This window comes from Accumulibacter sp. (assembly GCF_023806635.1).
Classification (GTDB): Bacteria; Pseudomonadota; Gammaproteobacteria; order Burkholderiales; family Rhodocyclaceae; genus Accumulibacter.
Window position 1 is genome coordinate 1 of record NZ_JAMTDQ010000061.1, and the last position, 17,545, is coordinate 17,545.

At 68.1% G+C, this 17,545-nt stretch carries 14 protein-coding genes and 1 pseudogene; 10 read left to right on the forward strand and 5 right to left on the reverse strand.

Annotated features, from left to right (window positions below; all coding sequences use genetic code 11):
- Positions 1 to 140 precede the first annotated feature (140 nt).
- Both NFW30_RS11425 and NFW30_RS11430 read right to left on the reverse strand, forming a co-directional pair.
- A complete protein-coding gene (locus tag NFW30_RS11425; protein ID WP_295355224.1) occupies positions 141 to 1,169 on the reverse strand; it encodes a hypothetical protein in 1,029 nt (342 codons plus the stop codon).
- 98 nt (positions 1,170 to 1,267) lie between these two features.
- Positions 1,268 to 1,549: a YMGG-like glycine zipper-containing protein gene (locus NFW30_RS11430; RefSeq protein WP_295355222.1), complete on the reverse strand. Its 282-nt coding sequence runs from the start codon at positions 1,547 to 1,549 to the stop codon at positions 1,268 to 1,270.
- 304 nt (positions 1,550 to 1,853) lie between these two features.
- Here NFW30_RS11430 and fabI point away from each other — a divergent pair, with 304 nt between their 5' ends.
- Positions 1,854 to 2,687, forward strand: coding sequence for an enoyl-ACP reductase FabI (gene fabI / locus NFW30_RS11435; RefSeq protein ID WP_295355221.1), 834 nt, complete (start codon positions 1,854 to 1,856; stop codon positions 2,685 to 2,687).
- Positions 2,688 to 2,919: 232 nt separating this feature from the next.
- A complete protein-coding gene (locus tag NFW30_RS11440) occupies positions 2,920 to 3,216 on the forward strand; it encodes a hypothetical protein (RefSeq protein ID WP_295355219.1) in 297 nt (98 codons plus the stop codon).
- Between the two features lie 196 nt (positions 3,217 to 3,412).
- Here the strand turns inward: NFW30_RS11440 and lpdA are convergent, their stop codons facing one another.
- From lpdA to aceE, 3 genes are read right to left on the reverse strand one after another with little or no spacing between them, the layout of a single operon-like run.
- Complete coding sequence (gene lpdA, locus NFW30_RS11445) at positions 3,413 to 5,146, reverse strand: dihydrolipoyl dehydrogenase (RefSeq protein WP_295355217.1); 1,734 nt, start codon at positions 5,144 to 5,146, stop codon at positions 3,413 to 3,415.
- Positions 5,147 to 5,159: 13 nt separating this feature from the next.
- Positions 5,160 to 6,497, reverse strand: a complete 1,338-nt coding sequence (gene aceF, locus NFW30_RS11450) for a dihydrolipoyllysine-residue acetyltransferase (protein ID WP_295355215.1) — start codon at positions 6,495 to 6,497, stop codon at positions 5,160 to 5,162.
- A gap of 11 nt (positions 6,498 to 6,508) precedes the next feature.
- Positions 6,509 to 9,202, reverse strand: coding sequence for a pyruvate dehydrogenase (acetyl-transferring), homodimeric type (gene aceE, locus NFW30_RS11455; RefSeq protein ID WP_295355213.1), 2,694 nt, complete (start codon positions 9,200 to 9,202; stop codon positions 6,509 to 6,511).
- A 313-nt stretch (positions 9,203 to 9,515) separates the two neighbouring features.
- Between aceE and NFW30_RS11460 the strand changes: the two genes are divergently transcribed.
- From NFW30_RS11460 to NFW30_RS11495, 8 genes and pseudogenes are all read left to right on the forward strand, one after another.
- Positions 9,516 to 11,420: a thiamine pyrophosphate-dependent enzyme gene (locus tag NFW30_RS11460; protein ID WP_295355211.1), complete on the forward strand. Its 1,905-nt coding sequence runs from the start codon at positions 9,516 to 9,518 to the stop codon at positions 11,418 to 11,420.
- A gap of 78 nt (positions 11,421 to 11,498) precedes the next feature.
- On the forward strand, positions 11,499 to 12,134 hold the full coding sequence (locus NFW30_RS11465; protein WP_295355209.1) for an indolepyruvate oxidoreductase subunit beta: 636 nt from the start codon (positions 11,499 to 11,501) through the stop codon (positions 12,132 to 12,134).
- Between the two features lie 79 nt (positions 12,135 to 12,213).
- A complete protein-coding gene (gene folD / locus NFW30_RS11470; RefSeq protein ID WP_295355207.1) occupies positions 12,214 to 13,065 on the forward strand; it encodes a bifunctional methylenetetrahydrofolate dehydrogenase/methenyltetrahydrofolate cyclohydrolase FolD in 852 nt (283 codons plus the stop codon).
- Positions 13,065 to 13,562, forward strand: coding sequence for a 5-(carboxyamino)imidazole ribonucleotide mutase (gene purE / locus NFW30_RS11475; RefSeq protein ID WP_295355205.1), 498 nt, complete (start codon positions 13,065 to 13,067; stop codon positions 13,560 to 13,562). The genes folD and purE overlap by 1 nt, the downstream gene beginning before the upstream one ends.
- Before the next feature lie 28 nt (positions 13,563 to 13,590).
- Complete coding sequence (locus NFW30_RS11480) at positions 13,591 to 14,748, forward strand: 5-(carboxyamino)imidazole ribonucleotide synthase (RefSeq protein ID WP_295355203.1); 1,158 nt, start codon at positions 13,591 to 13,593, stop codon at positions 14,746 to 14,748.
- Positions 14,738 to 15,778 carry an L-threonylcarbamoyladenylate synthase gene (locus NFW30_RS11485; protein WP_295355201.1) on the forward strand — a complete coding sequence of 347 codons (1,041 nt, stop codon included), beginning with the start codon at positions 14,738 to 14,740 and terminating at the stop codon, positions 15,776 to 15,778. Before NFW30_RS11480 ends, NFW30_RS11485 begins: the two co-directional genes overlap by 11 nt.
- 73 nt (positions 15,779 to 15,851) lie before the next feature.
- A pseudogene (locus tag NFW30_RS11490) lies at positions 15,852 to 16,180 on the forward strand (acyl-CoA dehydrogenase family protein); the annotation flags it as partial.
- Positions 16,181 to 16,369: 189 nt separating this feature from the next.
- Positions 16,370 to 17,545: ABC transporter transmembrane domain-containing protein (locus NFW30_RS11495; protein ID WP_295372103.1), on the forward strand; the 1,176-nt coding region annotated here is incomplete at its 3' end.

The following is a 17,545-nucleotide window of genomic DNA, read 5'->3' on the forward strand; positions in this document are numbered from 1 at the left end:
GTGCGCCAACCTCAGCCAACCACCGCCTTGCGCGGATTTGAAATGAGAAGTGCTGGCTGCCGCCAGTCGTCAACCGGGTCAGCGCTGACAGCGCTCGGGCGGAACGGTCAGGCGTTGCAGGCAATCAGCTGCGCGCCTCGTCAAAGATAGCGCGCGGCATCGGCGAGATTGATCCGCTGCGCTGGCGGCAGATCGCCGCGCGCGACCCGCGCGATGATGAAGGCGCGGCGCATCGGCGGCGTTCCGAGCAGGGTGGCAACCGCGAAATCGACTTCGACAGCCGCCTCGCCGCTGCCCTCCCCGACGACGACATTCATCGGGCTGAGCCACAACTGTTTCGGTTCGATCACCAGGCAATCCTGCGGTTGCGACAGAACCTTCTGCAGGCACTCGAGTTCGCTTTCCAGGATCGCCTCCCCGCCGCCGAGTGCCTGCAGTTGCCGCTCGTTCGCCAGCAGTTCCGACTCCAGCCGCGCCTGCTCTGCCGGTGCCGCCGGCCCCTCGCCGAACATCGATGCGAGGCCGGGTCCGTGTTGCTGCAGCAAACGCAGACGGGCGCGGAGCAGCGAGCGGTTGCCCTGCAGTTCCAGCCGCTCGCTGCGCTCCTCGCCGATCTCGGCCAGGGCGTGACCGACCAGATACTCGAACAACTGGACGCCGATGGCACGGCGCAGCAGCGTTTCGTCCCGCTCGCAGATGCGGGTCCGGTGGTCGCTGAAGCTGACGCTCGTCTGCGCGACGTCGCGCTGCACGACGTCGCCGTGCAGCGCCATGCCAAATACCCGCTGCTCGGCGAAAGCCATGCCGAGAACGAGGTACGCCTCGTCCAGTTCGGGAGAGCTGTCGAACAGCGCATGCAAGTTGTCGGCACGACCGAGGAGCAGCGCAACATCCGCCGGGGCGACGAATAGCGCGCGCAACACGGGATCGGCCGACCATGCCGACTGCGAGAGCGGTCGCGCCGCCGGCAGTGCCGGGATCTGGGTGCGCAGGAAGGCTATCATCGTCTCGACCGCCGGCGCCAGGCGTTTGTGATGATCGGGCAGCAGCTTCAGGCGCGGGTTGGTGAGTGTGATCGCCCTGTCGACAGCCCAGCGAACCGTCTCGTCGGACACCCGTTCGGCGTCAAACTGCGCCGTCCGGTTCCTGAACCAATCGAGAATCCCCATATCATCTTCCTCCACCAGACCGCGCAGGGGGCGCGCGACAGCCGCGGGCGCTGGCCGCCGCACACTGCCGCGGCCGAGGCGACGCGCACCGCCGCCGCCTACTTCTTCTGTGCCTGCGATTTGCCCGCCTGCAACCCCTGTTCGTAAGCGCGTTGCTCCTTCTGCTTCTGCTGGTCGTAGAGGTAGCCGCCGGCGGCGCCGATCGCCGCGCCACCCGCAGCCCAACCCCAGTCACCGGTGACCGCACCCACCGCAGCACCAACGCCGGTGCCGATCGCCGCGCCGCTCAGGGTGCGCTGTTCGGTCGTGCTCATGCCGGCGCAACCGGCCAACAGCAGCGCGCACGCCATAGTCTGTACGACGGCCCTTCTTCCGTTCATGGCGATGCTTCCTCGAGTTCGTTGCGGAAACCGTCGGCAACGGTGCAAACGCCGCCGCCAACCCAGCACGGATACCCTGCGCACACTCTACCCGCGGGTCCTTCCCCATGCAACACCGCGACTGGACCGCGACTGGAGCGCCGGCGCTTGCGCTACAATGCTCGCACAGTACAAAGGGTGTCCCGAGCTGTTGACAAGTCAGTTCCGACCGCGGCGACACCAGCGGCGCGGCCGGCAGGCAGCTCCGGGAATGCCGCACGTCTGCCGACATTCCACCCCCATCATCCACCACGGACAACAGACCATGACCCAGTTGAACCCTACGGAAGAGTTCTTTCGTGACCTCGCCGAGAAGGTGAAGGGCCCCGGCGGCGCGCTCGAGGGCAAGAAGGCTCTGGTGATCGGCATCGCCAACGACCAGTCGATCGCCTATGGCTGCGCGCTCGCCTTCCGTGCGCTGGGTGCGAGCGTCGCGATGACCTACGTCAACGAGAAGAGCAGGCAGTACACGCAGCCACTCGCCGACCACCTCGGCGTCGACCCGGCCCTCTACCTTCCCTGCGACGTCCGCATCCCCGGGCAGCTCGAGGCCGTTTTTGCGGCTATCGAGAAGACCTGGGGTCAGCTCGACATCGGCCTGCACTCGATTGCCTTCGCGCCACGCGAGGATCTGCACGGCCGCGTCACCGACTGTTCGCGCGACGGCTTCCTGATGGCGATGGACGTCTCGTGCCACTCGTTCATCCGCATGGCGAAGCTCGCCGAACCGCTGATGAAGAACGGCGGCTCGTTGTTCACGATGAGTTACTACGGTGCCGAGAAGGTGGTCGACCGCTACAACCTGATGGGACCGGTGAAAGCGGCGCTCGAGGCATCGGCACGCTACCTCGCCGCCGAGCTGGGACCGAAGGGGATTCGCGTGCACCCGATCTCGCCCGGACCGATCCGCACCCGCGCGGCCAGCGGCATCGACCGCTTCGACGAACTGATGGACATCGCCGTGAAGCGCGCCCCGAGCCACATGCTCGTCAGCATCGAGGATGTCGGCATGGCAACCGCCTTCCTCGCATCCGACTACGCGAAGCTGATCACCGGCGAGACGATGCACATCGACGGCGGCTACCACGTCGTCGGCTGAGGCATCGAGCTTTGCTGGTACCCCCCACGCTCTTTGCCGGCCACGGTCGCCGCCGGGGGGCGCGCACCGTCCCTTCGGTCGTCTGGCGTCGTGGCACGACGACCGGGTAGCGGCAGCCGGCGGCCAGCCGCAGCAAGACTCAGCGAGTGACCAGCCCGACGTCCACCATGCCCGCCAGCGCCGTTGCCGACTCAGGCGACAGCCTGATCGATGCGCTGCTCGGCGGGATGAAATGGGGAACGCCGGCGCTGGCGTTGGTGCGGCGGTCGGTTACAGCTTCCCTGGCGTCAGCGGGAACGCCGTCTGGGCGGCGCCTGCGGCGTACGGATCGCCGCAGAATGAACCCGCCACCGCCTCGGCCCTCAGTCCGGCCAACCAGGCTGCGACACGCCTGGCGATGCAGGCGTGGGCAAACCTCGCCAAACTGAGCCTGGTCGAAATCGGCGAAAGCGCGACCGACGCCGGCGGCATCCGTCTCGCCCACACGGCCGAGCCCGCCATCGCGACCTACTGGGGGTGGTCGCTGTAGCCGAACGATTGCTGGCCGGCTGGCGGTGACATCTGGATCAATGTCTCTCAAGCCACCACGGACTGGTCGCCCGGCTCATCATCCTTTCCCGGTCAGAACAGCATGCCGAATGTCGGCCAACAACCGGACACCAACGGACCAGTCCGCCGCAGCCCACTGCGGCAGACTGATCGTTCCACTGGAACCGGCTGCGTTCCTACCTCTTCTTCACCGCCGGCAGGTCGGTGCACACACCCTCATGGACCTCGGCCGCCATGCCGATCGATTCGCCCAGCGTCGGATGCGGGTGGATCGTGTGCGCGATGTCGGCGGCGTCGCAGCCCATCTCGATGGCCAGGCAGATTTCGCCGATCATGTCGCCGGCCTCGGTGCCGACGATGCTGCCGCCGATGATGCGATGCGTCGCCTCGTCGAAGATCAGCTTCGTGAAGCCCTCCTCGCGGCCGTTCGCCAGCGCGCGCCCGGAAGCGGCCCAGGGAAAGACGCTCTTGCCGTAGGTGATGCCCTCGACGCGGCATTGCTCCTCGGTCTTGCCGGCCCAGGCGATCTCCGGGTCGGTGTACGCGACCGATGGAATCTGCAGCGCGTCGAAGCAGCGCTTGCTGCCGTGCGCGGCCTCGGCGGCGACATGCCCCTCATGCACCCCCTTGTGCGCCAGCATCGGCTGACCGACGATGTCGCCGATGGCGAAGATGTGCGGCACGTTGGTCCGCTGCTGCGCGTCGACCGGGATGAAGCCGCGCTCGGTGACGGCGACTCCGGCCTTCTCGGCGGCGAGCCGATTGCCGTTCGGCGCCCGACCGACGGCGACGAGGACGAGATCGAAGCATTCCTTCTCACCGCTGCTGTAACTGACCTCGATACCTGCTGCGGTCGCTGACGCGGCGACGACGCCCGTGTTGAGCAGGATGCGGTCGAAGCGGTGGGCGTTCTTCTTTTCCCAGACCTTGACCAGATCCCGGTCCGCGCCGGGCATCAGCACGCCGCCGAGTTCGACGACGGTGATGCGCGAGCCGAGCGCCGAGTAGACGCTCGCCATCTCGAGGCCGATGATGCCGCCGCCGACGACCAGCATGCGCTGCGGAATCTGCCGCAGTTCGAGGGCGCCGGTCGAGTCGACGACACGCGGGTCGTCGGGCATGAAGGGCAGCGCGATCGGTTGCGAGCCGGCGGCGATGATCGCCTTCTGGAAACGGATCAGCCTGCTGCCGCCTGCGGCCAGAGCGACCTCGAGATGATTCGCGTCGACGAACTGGCCCACCCCCTGTACGACCTCAACCTTGCGCCCCTTCGCCATGCCGGCGAGACCGCCGGTCAGCTTGCCGACGACCTTGTCCTTGTGCGCGCGCAGCCGGTCGAGGTCGATGCTCGGCGCGCCGAAGCTGACGCCGCAGTCGCCCATGTGCTGCGCCTCTTCCATGACCGCGGCGACATGCAGCAGCGCTTTCGAGGGGATGCAGCCGACGTTGAGACAGACGCCGCCGAGAGTCGGGTAGCGCTCGACGAGGACCGTCTGCATGCCGAGGTCGGCACTGCGGAAGGCCGCCGAGTAGCCACCCGGTCCGGCGCCCAGGACCAGCATCTCGCACTCGAGGTCGGCCGGGCGGCTCACCGGCGCTGCCGCCTGCGGCGCCGGAGTGGCGCTCGCCACCGACGCCGTCTCAGCCGGTGCCGCCGCTGCCACCGCCGCGCCGGACTCGATCAGCGCCACCAGCGACCCGGCCGACACCCGATCGCCGACGGCGACCCGGATCTCGCGGACGATGCCGGCGACGCTGCTCGGCACGTCCATCGTCGCCTTGTCGGACTCGAGGGTGACGAGCGCGTCGTCGACCTGGACCGTATCGCCGACGGCGACGCAGACGTCGATGACCGGCACGTCGTGGTAGTCGCCGATGTCGGGTACTTTCGCTTCAATGATCTGGCTCATCGCTCTCTCCCGGTCAGAGCAGCACGCGCCGCATGTCGGCGAGCAGCTGGGCGAGATGGACGTTGAAGCGCGTCGCCGCGGCGCCATCGATGACGCGGTGGTCGGCGGTCAGCGACAGCGGCAGGATGAGCCGTGGGACGAACTCGCGGCCGTTCCACACCGGCTTCATGATCGACTTGTTGACGCCGAGGATCGCCACCTCGGGCGCGTTGATGATCGGCGAGAAGAGGGTCCCGCCGATGCCGCCGAGGCTCGAGATGGTGAAGCAGGCGCCGGACATCTCGCCCGGCGTGAGCTTGCCGTCGCGCGCCTTCTTCGCCAGTTCGCCGCTTTCGCTGGCAAGTTCGACGACGGACTTGCGGTCGGCGTCGCGGATCACCGGCACGACGAGGCCGTTCGGCGTGTCGGCGGCGAAGGCGATGTGGCAGTACTGCTTGAGGACGAGGTCGTCCCCGTCGAGCGAACTGTTGAACTCGGGGAACTTCTTCAGCGCCACCGCGCAGGCCTTGATCAGGAAGGCGAGCATGGTGATCTTCAGTCCCGACTTCTCGTTCTCGCGGTTGATGGCGACGCGGAAGGCTTCGAGATCGGTGATGTCGGCATCCTCGTGGTAGGTCACCGCCGGGATCATCACCCAGTTGCGGGCCAGGTTCTGCGCCGAGATCTTCTTGATGCGCGACAACGGCTTGACTTCGACCGGACCGAACTTCGCGAAATCGACCTTCGGCCATGGCAACAGGTCGAGGCCGCCGCCGAGCGACGCCGCCGCGGCTGCCGGTGCCGGCGCTGTCAGGACGCCCTTGACGTAAGCGGTGACGTCCTCCTTGAGGATGCGCGACTTCGGACCGCTCGCCTTGACCTTGCTCAGGTCCACGCCCAGCTCGCGCGCCAGCAGGCGCACCGAGGGACTGGCGTGCGTGCGCGAGCCGAGGGCAAGGCCGGGAGGCGGCGGCGCGGCGGGTACGGCCGCAGCGGCAACCGCTGCTGTCGGCGCGGCAGCCGCGACGGCCGTGCCTGCCGGGGCGGCGGGAACCGGCGGGGAAACGGGAACGGCCGGGGCAACCGGAACCGGCGGGGCCTCGGGAACGGCGGCTGTCGCGGCAGCGACTTCGGCCGCCTCGAGCATGACGACCACCGCCCCCTCGGACACCTTCTCGCCAAGCGCGACGCGAATCTCGCGCACGACGCCCGCTGCCGGCGACGGAACATCCATCGTCGCCTTGTCCGACTCCAGGGTCACCAGCGCATCATCGACCTTGACGACGTCGCCGACGATGACGCAGAGGTCGATCACCGGCACGTCGTGGTAATCGCCGATGTCGGGGACTCTTACTTCGATCAGTTGACTCATCGCTCGCTCCCTCAGACCGTCGTCGGGTTGGGTTTGTTGACGTCGATGCCGTAACGGGCGATCGCATGCGCCACCTTCTCGCGCTCGATCGCGCCCTCGTCGGCCAGCGCCTTGAGTGCCGCCACGGTGACCCAGCGCCGATCGACCTCGAAGAAATGGCGCAGCTTCTCGCGCGTGTCGGAGCGGCCGAAGCCGTCGGTACCCAGCGTCACGTAGCGGCGGTTGAGGAAGGGACGGATCTGCTCGGCGAACATCCGCACATAGTCGCTGGCGGCGATGATCGGCCCGCGGGTGTCGCCGAGGCAGCGCTCGACGTGCGAGACACGCGGCTTCGCCAGCGGGTTGAGCATGTTCCAGCGCTGCACGTCGAGTCCGTCGCGCGCCAGCTCGGTGAAGCTCGGGCAGCCCCAGAGGTCGGCATCGATCCCCCAGTCGTTCTTCAGCAGCTCGGCGGCGGCGATGACCTCGCGGAAGATCGTTCCGGAGCCGAGAAGCTGCACGCGCGGCGTCACGGGACGGGTGTCCGAAGACTGGCCACGACGCAGCAGGTACATGCCCTTGAGGATGTCGGCCTCGGCACCGGCGGGCATCTCGGGATGCTCGTAGTTCTCGTTCATCACCGTGATGTAGTAGAAGATGTCTTCCTGCTCCTGGTACATCCGCCGCAGGCCCTCCCGCATGATGACGGCGATCTCGAAGGAGAAGGTCGGATCGTAGCTGAGGCAGTTCGGAATCAGGCTGGAGAGCACCAGCGAGTGGCCGTCCTCGTGCTGCAGGCCTTCGCCATTGAGTGTCGTGCGGCCGGCGGTACCGCCGATCAGGAAGCCGCGCGCGCGCTGGTCGGCAGCCGCCCAGCAGAGATCCATCGTGCGCTGCAGGCCGAACATCGAGTAGCAGATGTAGAAGGGGATCATCTGCACGCCATGCACCGAGTAAGACGTCGCGGCGGCGATCCAGTCGCTCATCGCGCCGGCCTCGTTGATTCCCTCCTGCAGCACCTGGCCGTCCTTCGACTCCTTGTAGAACATCAGCTGGTCGTGGTCTTCGGGAACGTATTTCTGCCCTTCCTGGTTCCAGATGCCGACCTGGCGGAAGAGGCCCTCCATGCCGAAGGTGCGCGACTCGTCGGGGACGATCGGGACGACGTGCCGGCCAACCTTCTTGTCCTTCAGCAGGATGTTGAGCAGGCGGACGATGGCCATCGTCGTCGACACCTCGCGCCCCTCGCCGGATGCCTTGAGCAGCGCTTCGAAGGCCGCCAGATCCGGAATCTCGAGCGGTGCCGCGCTGCCGCGGCGCTTTGGCAGGTAACCGCCGAGATCCATGCGGCGCTGTCGCATGTAGCTGAGTTCGGCCGAGCCCTCGGCAAACTTGAGATACGGCAGTTCGTAGAGCTGTTCGTCGGCAACCGGCAGGCTGAAGCGGTCACGGAAACGCTTGATGGCTTCGAAATCGAGCTTCTTCTGCTGGTGCGAGATGTTCATGCCCTCGCCCGCCTGGCCCATGCCATAACCCTTGATCGTCTTGGCGAGGACCAGCGTCGGCTGTCCCCTGTGCTCGACGGCCGCCTTGTAGGCACTGTAGATCTTGAAGATGTCGTGGCCGCCGCGGTTCAGCGCCCAGACCTGGTCGTCGGTCCAGTCGGCGACGAGTTCCTTCAGCTCCGGCGTGTTGAAGAAGTGCTCGCGGACGTAGGCACCGTCCTTCGCCTTGAAGGTCTGGTACTCGCCGTCGACGATCTCCATCATGCGCTGCTTCAGGACGCCCTTCTTGTCGCGCAGGAAGAGCGCGTCCCAGTTGGTTCCCCAGATCAGCTTGATGACGTTCCAGCCGGCACCGCGGAAGGTGCCTTCGAGTTCCTGGATGATCTTGCCGTTGCCGCGCACCGGCCCGTCGAGCCGCTGCAGGTTGCAGTTGATGACGAAGATCAGGTTGTCGAGCCGCTCGCGCGCCGCCATGCCGATGGCGCCGAGCGATTCGACCTCGTCGGTCTCGCCGTCGCCGAGGAAGGCCCACACCTTGCGGTCGCCGGCCTCGATGAAGCCGCGGCTGTCGAGATACTTCATGAAGCGCGCCTGATAGATCGCCTGGATCGGGCCGAGGCCCATCGATACCGTCGGGAACTGCCAGAAGCCCGGCATCAGCCACGGGTGCGGATAGGACGAGACGCCCTTGCCATCGACTTCCTGCCGGAAGCAGTCCATCTGCTCGTCGGTCAGCCGTCCGAGCAGGTGCGCGCGCGCATAGACGCCGGGAACCGAATGGCCCTGGAAGAAGATCAGGTCGCCGCCATGCGTTTCCGAGGGCGCGTGCCAGAACCACGAGAAGCCGACGTCGTACAGCGCCGCCGCCGAGGCGAACGAGGCGATGTGGCCACCGACGTTGCTGTGCCGGTTGGCGCGCACCACCATCGCCATCGAGTTCCAGCGGATGTAGTTGTGGATGCGGATCTCCATGTCGGCATTGCCCGGGTACTTCGGCTGCTGGTCGACGGGAATCGTGTTCACGTATTCGGTGGTCGCGCTGTAGGGGATGTCGATGCCTTCCTGGCGCGCCTGGGCGATCAGCCCCTGGATGAGGAAGTGGGCGCGCTCGGGCCCTTCCTGTTCGATGACGCCCTGCAGCGCGTCTTGCCACTCCTGGGTCTCCTGCGGGTCGGCGTCGCCGGCGGCGACCGACGGCGCGTTGTCGGGCAGAGCTGACATGAATGTGTCTCCTGGTCTACGGAATCGTGGAATGAATGATGCTTGCCTGCACGCCGGAAACGACGCCAGCGGCAACTGTAAACCCTCGCGTTGTCGCGTGGTACCGCAGCGCAACAATCAGGTCATACCGGATTGTAAAACGTCCTTTTGCATCGTGCAATGCCGCACGCTGCGATGCAACGTCGGTGCTGCTGCGCCACACTTCCGTTGACCACACGGACCGGCAGAAGTTGACCTGCGTCAACCGCGCCGCCGCCGGCGGCGGCTAAGGTTCTGCTTTTGTCGCAGGAAACCCTTTTCAACAGGAGAGGCAATGAGCGCACACGCAGTGATGTCGACGCCGCCGGCGGCAGCCGGCAGCAGGCTCCTGATGTCGGGCAACGAGGCGGTCGCGCGCGCCGTCTGGGAAGCCGGGACGCGCGTCGCGGCGGCTTACCCCGGAACGCCATCGACCGAGATCCTCGAGTGCCTGGCCGGCTATCCGGACCTGTACACCGAGTGGTCGGTGAATGAGAAGGTCTCGCTCGAGGTCGCTTTCGGTGCCGCCATGGCGGGATCGCGCAGCTTCTGCGCGATGAAGCATGTCGGCCTCAACGTCGCTTCCGACGCGCTGATGACGATGACGCTGACCGGCGTCAGCGGCGGCCTGGTGATCGCCGTCGCCGACGACGTCGGCCTCTCGTCGTCGCAGAACGAGCAGGACTCGCGCTACTGGGGCCGCTTCGCGCATGTGCCGGTGCTCGAACCAGCCGACTCGCAGGAGGCGCACGACCTGACGCTCGCCGCCTTCGAGCTCTCCGAGCGTTTCGAGGTACCGGTGATCCTGCGCCTGACGACCCGCATCTGCCACGTCAAGAGCGTCGTCACGACCGGCGAGCGCAGCGCCCACAGCGCCGCCGGCTTCCGCAAGGACGTCGGTCGCTGGGTGATGGTGCCGAGCGCCGCCGGCCGCCGGCTGCCGCTGATGTTCGAGCGCGAGCGCCGGCTGCGCGCCGAGGCCGAGGTGTCGCCGCTGAACTTCGCCGAGCCGGGCAGCGACCGGCGGATCGGCTTCGTCACCTCCGGCCCGGCCTACATGCACGTGCGCGAGAGCTTCCCCGATGCGCCGGTGTTCAAGCTCGGCCTCTCCTTCCCGCTGCCTTTCGACAGCCTGCGCCGTTTCGCCGCCGAATGCGATCGCGTGGTCGTCGTCGAGGAAGTCGAGCCGCTGATCGAGACCGAACTGCAGGCGCAGGGAATCGACGTCACCGGCAAGCGGATCCTGCCGCTGTCGGGCGAGTTGTCGCCGCAGGTGCTGCGACCGGCGATCGCCGGCCTGCTCGGCGAACCGGCGCCGGCGGACAGCACGGTCGCGCCGATGAAGGTCTTCCCGCGACCGCCGACGATGTGCGTCGCCTGCCCGCACCTCGGGGTCTACTACACGCTGTCGCAGTTGCGCAACGTCACCATCTCGGGCGACATCGGCTGCTACACGCTCGGCTTCGGGGAGCCCTGGAATGCCCTCGACGCCTGCATCTCGATGGGCGCCTCGATGGGCATGGCGCTCGGTCTCGACAAGGGACGCGGCGACAACGAGAAGGAGCGCAAGATCATCGCCGTCATCGGCGACTCGACTTTCCTGCACATGGGCATGCAGGGCCTGCTCGACATCGTCTACAACCAGGGCAACGTCACCGTCCTGCTGCTCGACAATCGCGCCGTCGGCATGACCGGCGGCCAGGACAACCCCGGCAGCGGTCGCGACATCCATGGCAACGAGGCGCCACGGGTCGATTTCGTCCGCCTCGTCAAGGCGCTCGGCGTGCGCGACGAGCGTGTCCACCTGGTCAACGCCTATGAACTGCCGGTCCTGCTGAAGACCCTGCGCGAGGAGACCAAGATCCCCGAACCGTCGGTGATCATCACCAGCCAGCCCTGCGTCCTGATCAAGGACTACCATGCGCTGAAGCCCTACATGGTGATCGACGAGCGCTGCACCGGCTGCGGCAACTGCATCGACGTCGGCTGTCCGGCGATCCACGTCACGCGCCGCGACCGCGTGACGAAAGCCAGCGGCCGTGAGGTCGACCTCGCGTTCGTGCGCATCGAGAGCGCCGCCTGCACCGGCTGCGGTCTCTGCCTGAAGCCCTGCGCACCCGACGCGATCGTCCACGTCGACACGCTGGCGATGCCGATCAAGGTCGTCCGCAAGAATCCCGCGCCCGTCCACAACGCCTAGCGCCGGCGGCGACGGCGGCGGCCAGCGTTGCCGCCCCAGCCGCCGCCTGCCCGCCCATGCCGAGAGGTTCCGAATCCGATGACCAGCAGATGCAAGTACGACACCACCAACATCCTCGTCGTCGGCACCGGCGGCCAGGGCGTCATGACCGCCACCGAGATCCTCGCCGAGGCGGCGATCGCCCTCGGCCATGACGCCAAGAAGACCGAGGTCGCCGGCATGGCGCAGCGTGGCGGCGTCGTCTCCTCGCACCTGCGCTTCGGCCAGAAGGTACTGTCGCCGCAGATCAGTCCCGGTACGGCAGACGTTCTGCTCGGCTTCGAAGCTGCCGAGGCGATGCGCTGGCGGCACATGCTGCGGCCCGACGGCCTGGTGCTGATGAACACCGGCCGTCTCGTGCCGCCGATCGTCGAACTCGGCCTCCACGACTACCCGGACGACCCGGTGGCCGAAGTGCGCGCCGCCGGCACGCATGTGGTGTCCTTCGACGCCTCGGCGATCGCCCTCGAACTCGGTGAGATCCGGCTCGGCAATACCGTCATGCTCGGCGCCATCGCCGATCACCTGCCCTTCCCCGCCGAAGTGCTCGAGCGTTGCGTCCTGCAGCGCTTCGCGCAGAAGAAGCCGGAGATCGTCGACCTGAACCGGCGCGCCTTCGCCGCCGGCCGCGCGGCCGCCGCCGAAGCGCTGCGCGCCGAGCCTGATGCCGACTGATCTGCGTTAGAATCGCAGCCTTTCCGCATCGCTCCCCCTGCCCCCTTCCCCCTTTCCCGGCCTCAACGGAAGAATCCACGTGACCGCAAGAATCCTCGACGGCAACGCGCTGGCGCAAAGGCTGCGCGCCGATTTCAAGACCCGTGCCGAAGCGCTGGCGGCGCGCGGCACCCGCCCCGGACTGGCGGTGATCCTCGTCGGTGAAGACCCCGCGTCGCAGGTCTACGTGCGCAACAAGGTCAACGCCTGCGCCCAAGCCGGCTTCCACTCGGTCCGCATCGGCTACCCGGCGGACGTCGACCCGCAGTTGGTCTTCGCTCGGCTCGCAGAACTCAACGCCGACCCGGCGATCCACGGCATCCTGGTGCAGTTGCCGCTGCCGAAGCATTTCGACAGCGACGCCGTGCTGAAGGCTATCGCCCCCGCCAAGGACGTCGATGGCTTCCACGCCGAGAACGTCGGCGCGCTGATGCAGGGTCACCCGCGCTTCATCCCGTGCACGCCCTACGGCGTCATGAAGTTCCTCGCCGATGCCGGCGTCGACCCGCGCGGCAAGGAGGCGGTGGTTCTCGGGCGCTCGAACATCGTCGGCAAGCCGATGGCGATGCTCCTGCTGCAGGCCAGCGCGACCGTCACCGTCTGTCATTCGCAGACGCGCGACCTCGCTTTCCACACGCGCCGCGCCGACATCCTCGTCGCCGCGCTCGGCAAGGCCCGCTTCGTCACCGCCGACATGGTCAAGCCGGGTGCGGTGGTGGTCGATGTCGGCATCAACCGCCTGCCGGATGGCAAGCTGTGCGGCGACGTCGATTACGCCGCCGTCAGCGAGGTCGCCTCGGCGATCACCCCGGTGCCCGGCGGCGTCGGCCCGATGACGATCACCATGCTGCTCGCCAACACCCTCGAGGCCGCCGAGCGGGAGCTCCGCTGATGCCCGACCGCGAGCCCCTCGTCGGCGTCGTCATGGGCTCCGATTCCGACTGGCCGACGATGCAGGCGGCCGCCGTGCTGCTCAAGGAATTCGCCGTTCCTTTCGAGGCGCGTGTCGTCTCGGCGCACCGCACCCCCGACCTGCTCTTCGAGTACGCCGCCGCGGCGGCAGCGCGCGGCCTGCGGGCGATCATCGCCGGCGCCGGCGGCGCCGCCCACCTGCCCGGCATGCTGGCGGCGAAGACGACGCTTCCCGTACTCGGTGTGCCGGTACAGTCGAAGGCCCTGTCCGGGCAGGACTCGCTGCTCTCGATCGTGCAGATGCCAAGAGGTATCCCGGTCGCCACCTTCGCCATCGGCGAGGCCGGTGCGGCCAACGCCGCGCTCTTCGCCGTCGCCATGCTGGCCAGCGGCGACGCGATGCTGGCGCAACGCCTCGCCGATTTTCGCCGCGCCCAGGCGGACAAGGTCATGGCGATGAAACTGCCCGAGGTGTGAGCCGCTGCCGCGCACCGTTTCCCCGACGATGATCCTTCCGCCCGCAACGCTCGGCATGCTCGGTGGCGGCCAGCTCGGTCGCTTCTTCGTCACCGCGGCGCACGAGATGGGCTACCGCGTCTGGGTTCTCGACCCCGATCCGCACAGCCCGGCAGCGCTGCTCGCCGACCGCCACCTGCGTGCCGCCTACGACGACCATGCCGCGCTCGACGAGCTGGCGCAGGCCTGTGCTGCCGTCAGCACCGAGTTCGAGAACGTCCCCGCGGGCACGCTCGACTACCTCGCCAAGTTCGTCGTCGTCCACCCGTCGGCGGCGGCAGTCAGCGTCTGCCAGAACCGCATCGCCGAGAAGGACTTCCTGCGCGAAAACGGCCTGCCACACGCGCGCTGCGCCACCGTGCTCAGCGAGCAGCAACTGTGGCAGGTGGATGACGGGCTGTTCCCGGGGATCCTCAAGGTCGCCCGCTTCGGCTACGACGGCAAGGGGCAGGCAGTCGTCGCCGACCGCCAGCAGGCGATCGCTGCCTTCCAGCACTTCAAGGGCGAGAGCTGTGTGCTGGAGGAGAAGCTGCTGCTCGACTCCGAGGTTTCCGTGGTGCTGGCGCGCGACCAGGCTGGAGCGGTGCGCAGCTTCCCGGTCGCCGAGAACAGTCATCGCCACGGCATCCTCGACGTCTCGCTCGTGCCGGCACGCGCCGCCGCCGCGCTGCACGCGCGCGCCGCCGCGCTGGCAGCGACGATCGCCGAGCACCTGGCTTACGTCGGCACGCTGGCGGTCGAGTTCTTCGTCGTCGGCGGCGAACTGCTGATCAACGAGATGGCGCCACGGCCCCACAACAGCGGTCACTACACCCTCGACGCCTGCATCGCCAGCCAGTTCGAGCAACAGGTGCGCGCGCTCTGCGGCCTGCCGCTCGGCGACCCGCGCGCGCATTCGGCTGCGGCGATGGTCAACCTGCTCGGCGACCTCTGGTACGAGAACGGCGTCGCCGGGCAGCACTACCGCGAGCCGGACTGGTCGCCGCTGTACGCCTGCCCGGGCCTCAGGCTGCATCTCTACGGCAAGCATCACGCCCGCCCCGGCCGCAAGATGGGCCACTTCACGGTCCTCGCCGGCGACGTGGAGAACGCCCGCGACATCGCCCTCGCGGTGCGCGCGGCGATCGGCATCAGCGATGCTCCCTGAAGGCGCCGCCATCGACCACGCCGTCGTCCTGCTGCAGGCCGGCGAGCTGGTCGCCTTCCCGACCGAAACGGTCTACGGCCTCGGCGCCGACGCCGCCAACCCGGCTGCCGTCCGCCGCATCTTCGCCGCCAAGGGGCGCCCCGCCGATCACCCGCTGATCGTCCATCTGCCGGCCGACGGCTACCTCGACAACTGGGCAAGCGACATTCCGCGACAGGCGTGGGAACTGACCGAAGCCTTCTGGCCCGGTCCGCTGACGCTGATCCTCAAGCGCGCCCGCGGCGTGCCGAGCGTCGTCACCGGCGGCCAGGAGACGATCGGCCTGCGGGTGCCCGCACACCCGCTGGCGCTGGCTCTGCTGCGCGCCTTTGCCGAAGCCGGCGGCGGCCTTGGCGGCCTCTGCGGCATCGCCGCGCCGTCGGCCAACCGCTTCGGGCGCATCAGCCCGACCGAGGCGGCGCACGTGCGCGCCGAACTCGGCGACTCGGCGCGGCTGGTCCTCGACGGCGGCCGCTGTGGAATCGGCATCGAGTCGACGATCCTCGACCTCAGCCGCGGATCCGGCGCGGCGCCGCGCCTGTTGCGCCCTGGAGCGATCACTCCGGAACGGATCGCCAGTGTGCTCGGCCGCCTGCCCGAGGTCGCCGGCCAGCCGCCGGCCGCCAGCGCAGCGGCGCTGCCGCGCGTGCCGGGAGCTCTGGCGGCGCACTACGCACCGCTGACGCCACTGCGGCTGCTGCCTGCGACCGAGATCGCCCGCGTCGCCGAAGGCGCGACGGTCGGCTGGCGCTGCGCGCTGCTCTGCCACAGCCCGACATTGGCAACGCCCGCGGCGGCGCTGCTCGTTCGGCGGTTGCCGGCCGACCCGTCGCGCTACGCGCGCGAACTCTACGCCGCGCTGCGCGAGCTCGACGAGGCGGGTGCCGACCAGATCCTCGTCGAGGAAGTGCCGTCGAACGCCGCGTGGGCAGCGATCGCCGACCGCCTGCGCCGCGCCGCCTGCGGCGCGGGTGGCCAGGAGTCGACGTGATCCTGTCCAGCAACGGCCAGACCCGGCTGTGCCGGCCCGACAATCGCCGTCGATCGACCACGGGAGACCGCTGATGACCAGGGCACGATTCCGTTGGGACGACCCGCTGCTGCTCGACGCACAACTGGTGCTGCTCGACGCCCAACTGGGCGAGGACGAACGCATGCTGCGCGACGCAGCGCGCAACTACTGCCAGGATCGGCTGATGCCGCGCGTCACCGAGGACTTTCGCGACGAGCGGAGCGACCCGGCAATTTTCCGCGAAATGGGCGCACTCGCCTGCTCGGGCCGACCATCCCGCCCGGGTACGGCGGCGCCGGACTCAACCACGTCGCCCACGACCTGATCGCGCGCGAGGTGGAGCGCGCCGATTCCGGCCGTGCGCGGGCTCAAGGTGCTGTCGGCCGGCCAGGCGCCAGGGATCTGGCTGTCGCACCTGATCGCCGGCGAGGCCGTGCCGCCGTTGAACCGTGGTTGAATCACCGGCATCCTCGGCGATGTCGGAGTAGCCAGCCAGGATCCGTACTGGCCGATTGCCGATGCGGGGAGCCCATCCGGGATTCCCGACATCGAAAGACAAGAAAGAACGAGATGTCACCAAGGGAGGGGCTGGAGCACGCCGAAGTGCTCTGGCTTCTGGGTAGCCTCAGCGGTTTCCACCGCCTGCCCTTCGACGCCACGCTCGTCGCGCAGGAGTTTCCACCACCGTACACGCTGGCCACCTTCCATGCCGCCGCCCGCTCCCTGGGTCTGAAGACCGGCACGGCGCCGTTGCCCAAAGCCGACTGGCACACGCTCCCGCTGCCGGCGGTCGCGTTCCTGCGTTCGCTGCCGCAGACCACTGCCGATCCGCGCGGAACTCCGGCAGACCCGGCGACCACCTCCACCGCGCCAGCGGCGCCGTCCACCACGGATTCCGTCGCCTCCCACACCCCCATCCTCGTCCTCAAGGCCGACCACGGGGAACTCCTCTACTTCCGCGCCGGCAGCCAGAGCCCGGAAACCCTGCCCATTGCCGCAGCCGGAGAACGGCTGCAAGCCGAACTGATCCTCGTCGCGAAGGCGCCCGGCGCCACGGCTGGGGACGAGATCGCCGGCTTCACCGCCGAGAAGAAGCGATTCGGTTTCCACTGGTTCGTCCCCGAACTCCTCAAGCACCGCAGCATCTGGCGCGACGTCCTCGTCGCCAGCCTCGCCATCCAGCTCGTCGGCCTGGCGACGCCGTTGTTCACGCAGGTGATCATCGACAAGGTGATCGTCCACCAGACGCACAGCACCCTCATCGTCCTCGGCGTCGCCCTCGTCCTGTGCGTGCTCTTCACCAGCGGCATGACCTGGCTGCGCCAGTATCTCGTGCTGCACACCGGCAACCGCATCGACGCCGTCCTCGGCAGCCAGGTCTTCAAGCACCTGCTGCGGCTGCCGCTGCCGTATTTCGAGCAGCGCCCGACCGGCACCCTCGTCGCCCGCCTGCAGGGCGTCGAAACGATCCGCGAGTTCGTCTCCGGCGCCGCCGTCACGCTGATCCTCGACCTGCCGTTCCTGCTCGTCTTCCTCGCCGTGATGTTCGCCTACAGTTGGCAGCTCTCGCTGATCGCCGTCGGTCTGCTCGCTGCCATCGCCCTGATCAGCTTCCTCGTCGCGCCGCTCTTCCGCGACAAGCTGAACCAGCAGTTCATGCGGCGGTTCCGGTTTTTCGGACAGTCGGATAAGCTAACGGTCATTGCAGTTGCGGCCGCCCCGGATGATGAAAGAAGATGCGTGTTG

Excerpts from the sequence above, each read along its gene's own strand:
- NFW30_RS11460 (WP_295355211.1), top strand. The coding sequence starts at position 9,516 with ATGAGCGCACACGCAGTGATGTCGACGCCGCCGGCGGCAGCCGGCAGC.
- purE (WP_295355205.1), top strand. The coding sequence starts at position 13,065 with ATGCCCGACCGCGAGCCCCTCGTCGGCGTCGTCATGGGCTCCGATTCC.
- NFW30_RS11480 (WP_295355203.1), top strand. The coding sequence starts at position 13,591 with ATGATCCTTCCGCCCGCAACGCTCGGCATGCTCGGTGGCGGCCAGCTC.
- aceE (WP_295355213.1), bottom strand. The coding sequence starts at position 9,202 with ATGTCAGCTCTGCCCGACAACGCGCCGTCGGTCGCCGCCGGCGACGCC.
- aceF (WP_295355215.1), bottom strand. The coding sequence starts at position 6,497 with ATGAGTCAACTGATCGAAGTAAGAGTCCCCGACATCGGCGATTACCAC.
- NFW30_RS11430 (WP_295355222.1), bottom strand. The coding sequence starts at position 1,549 with ATGAACGGAAGAAGGGCCGTCGTACAGACTATGGCGTGCGCGCTGCTG.
- NFW30_RS11465 (WP_295355209.1), top strand. The coding sequence starts at position 11,499 with ATGACCAGCAGATGCAAGTACGACACCACCAACATCCTCGTCGTCGGC.
- fabI (WP_295355221.1), top strand. The coding sequence starts at position 1,854 with ATGACCCAGTTGAACCCTACGGAAGAGTTCTTTCGTGACCTCGCCGAG.
- NFW30_RS11440 (WP_295355219.1), top strand. The coding sequence starts at position 2,920 with ATGGGGAACGCCGGCGCTGGCGTTGGTGCGGCGGTCGGTTACAGCTTC.
- lpdA (WP_295355217.1), bottom strand. The coding sequence starts at position 5,146 with ATGAGCCAGATCATTGAAGCGAAAGTACCCGACATCGGCGACTACCAC.
- NFW30_RS11485 (WP_295355201.1), top strand. The coding sequence starts at position 14,738 with ATGCTCCCTGAAGGCGCCGCCATCGACCACGCCGTCGTCCTGCTGCAG.
- NFW30_RS11425 (WP_295355224.1), bottom strand. The coding sequence starts at position 1,169 with ATGGGGATTCTCGATTGGTTCAGGAACCGGACGGCGCAGTTTGACGCC.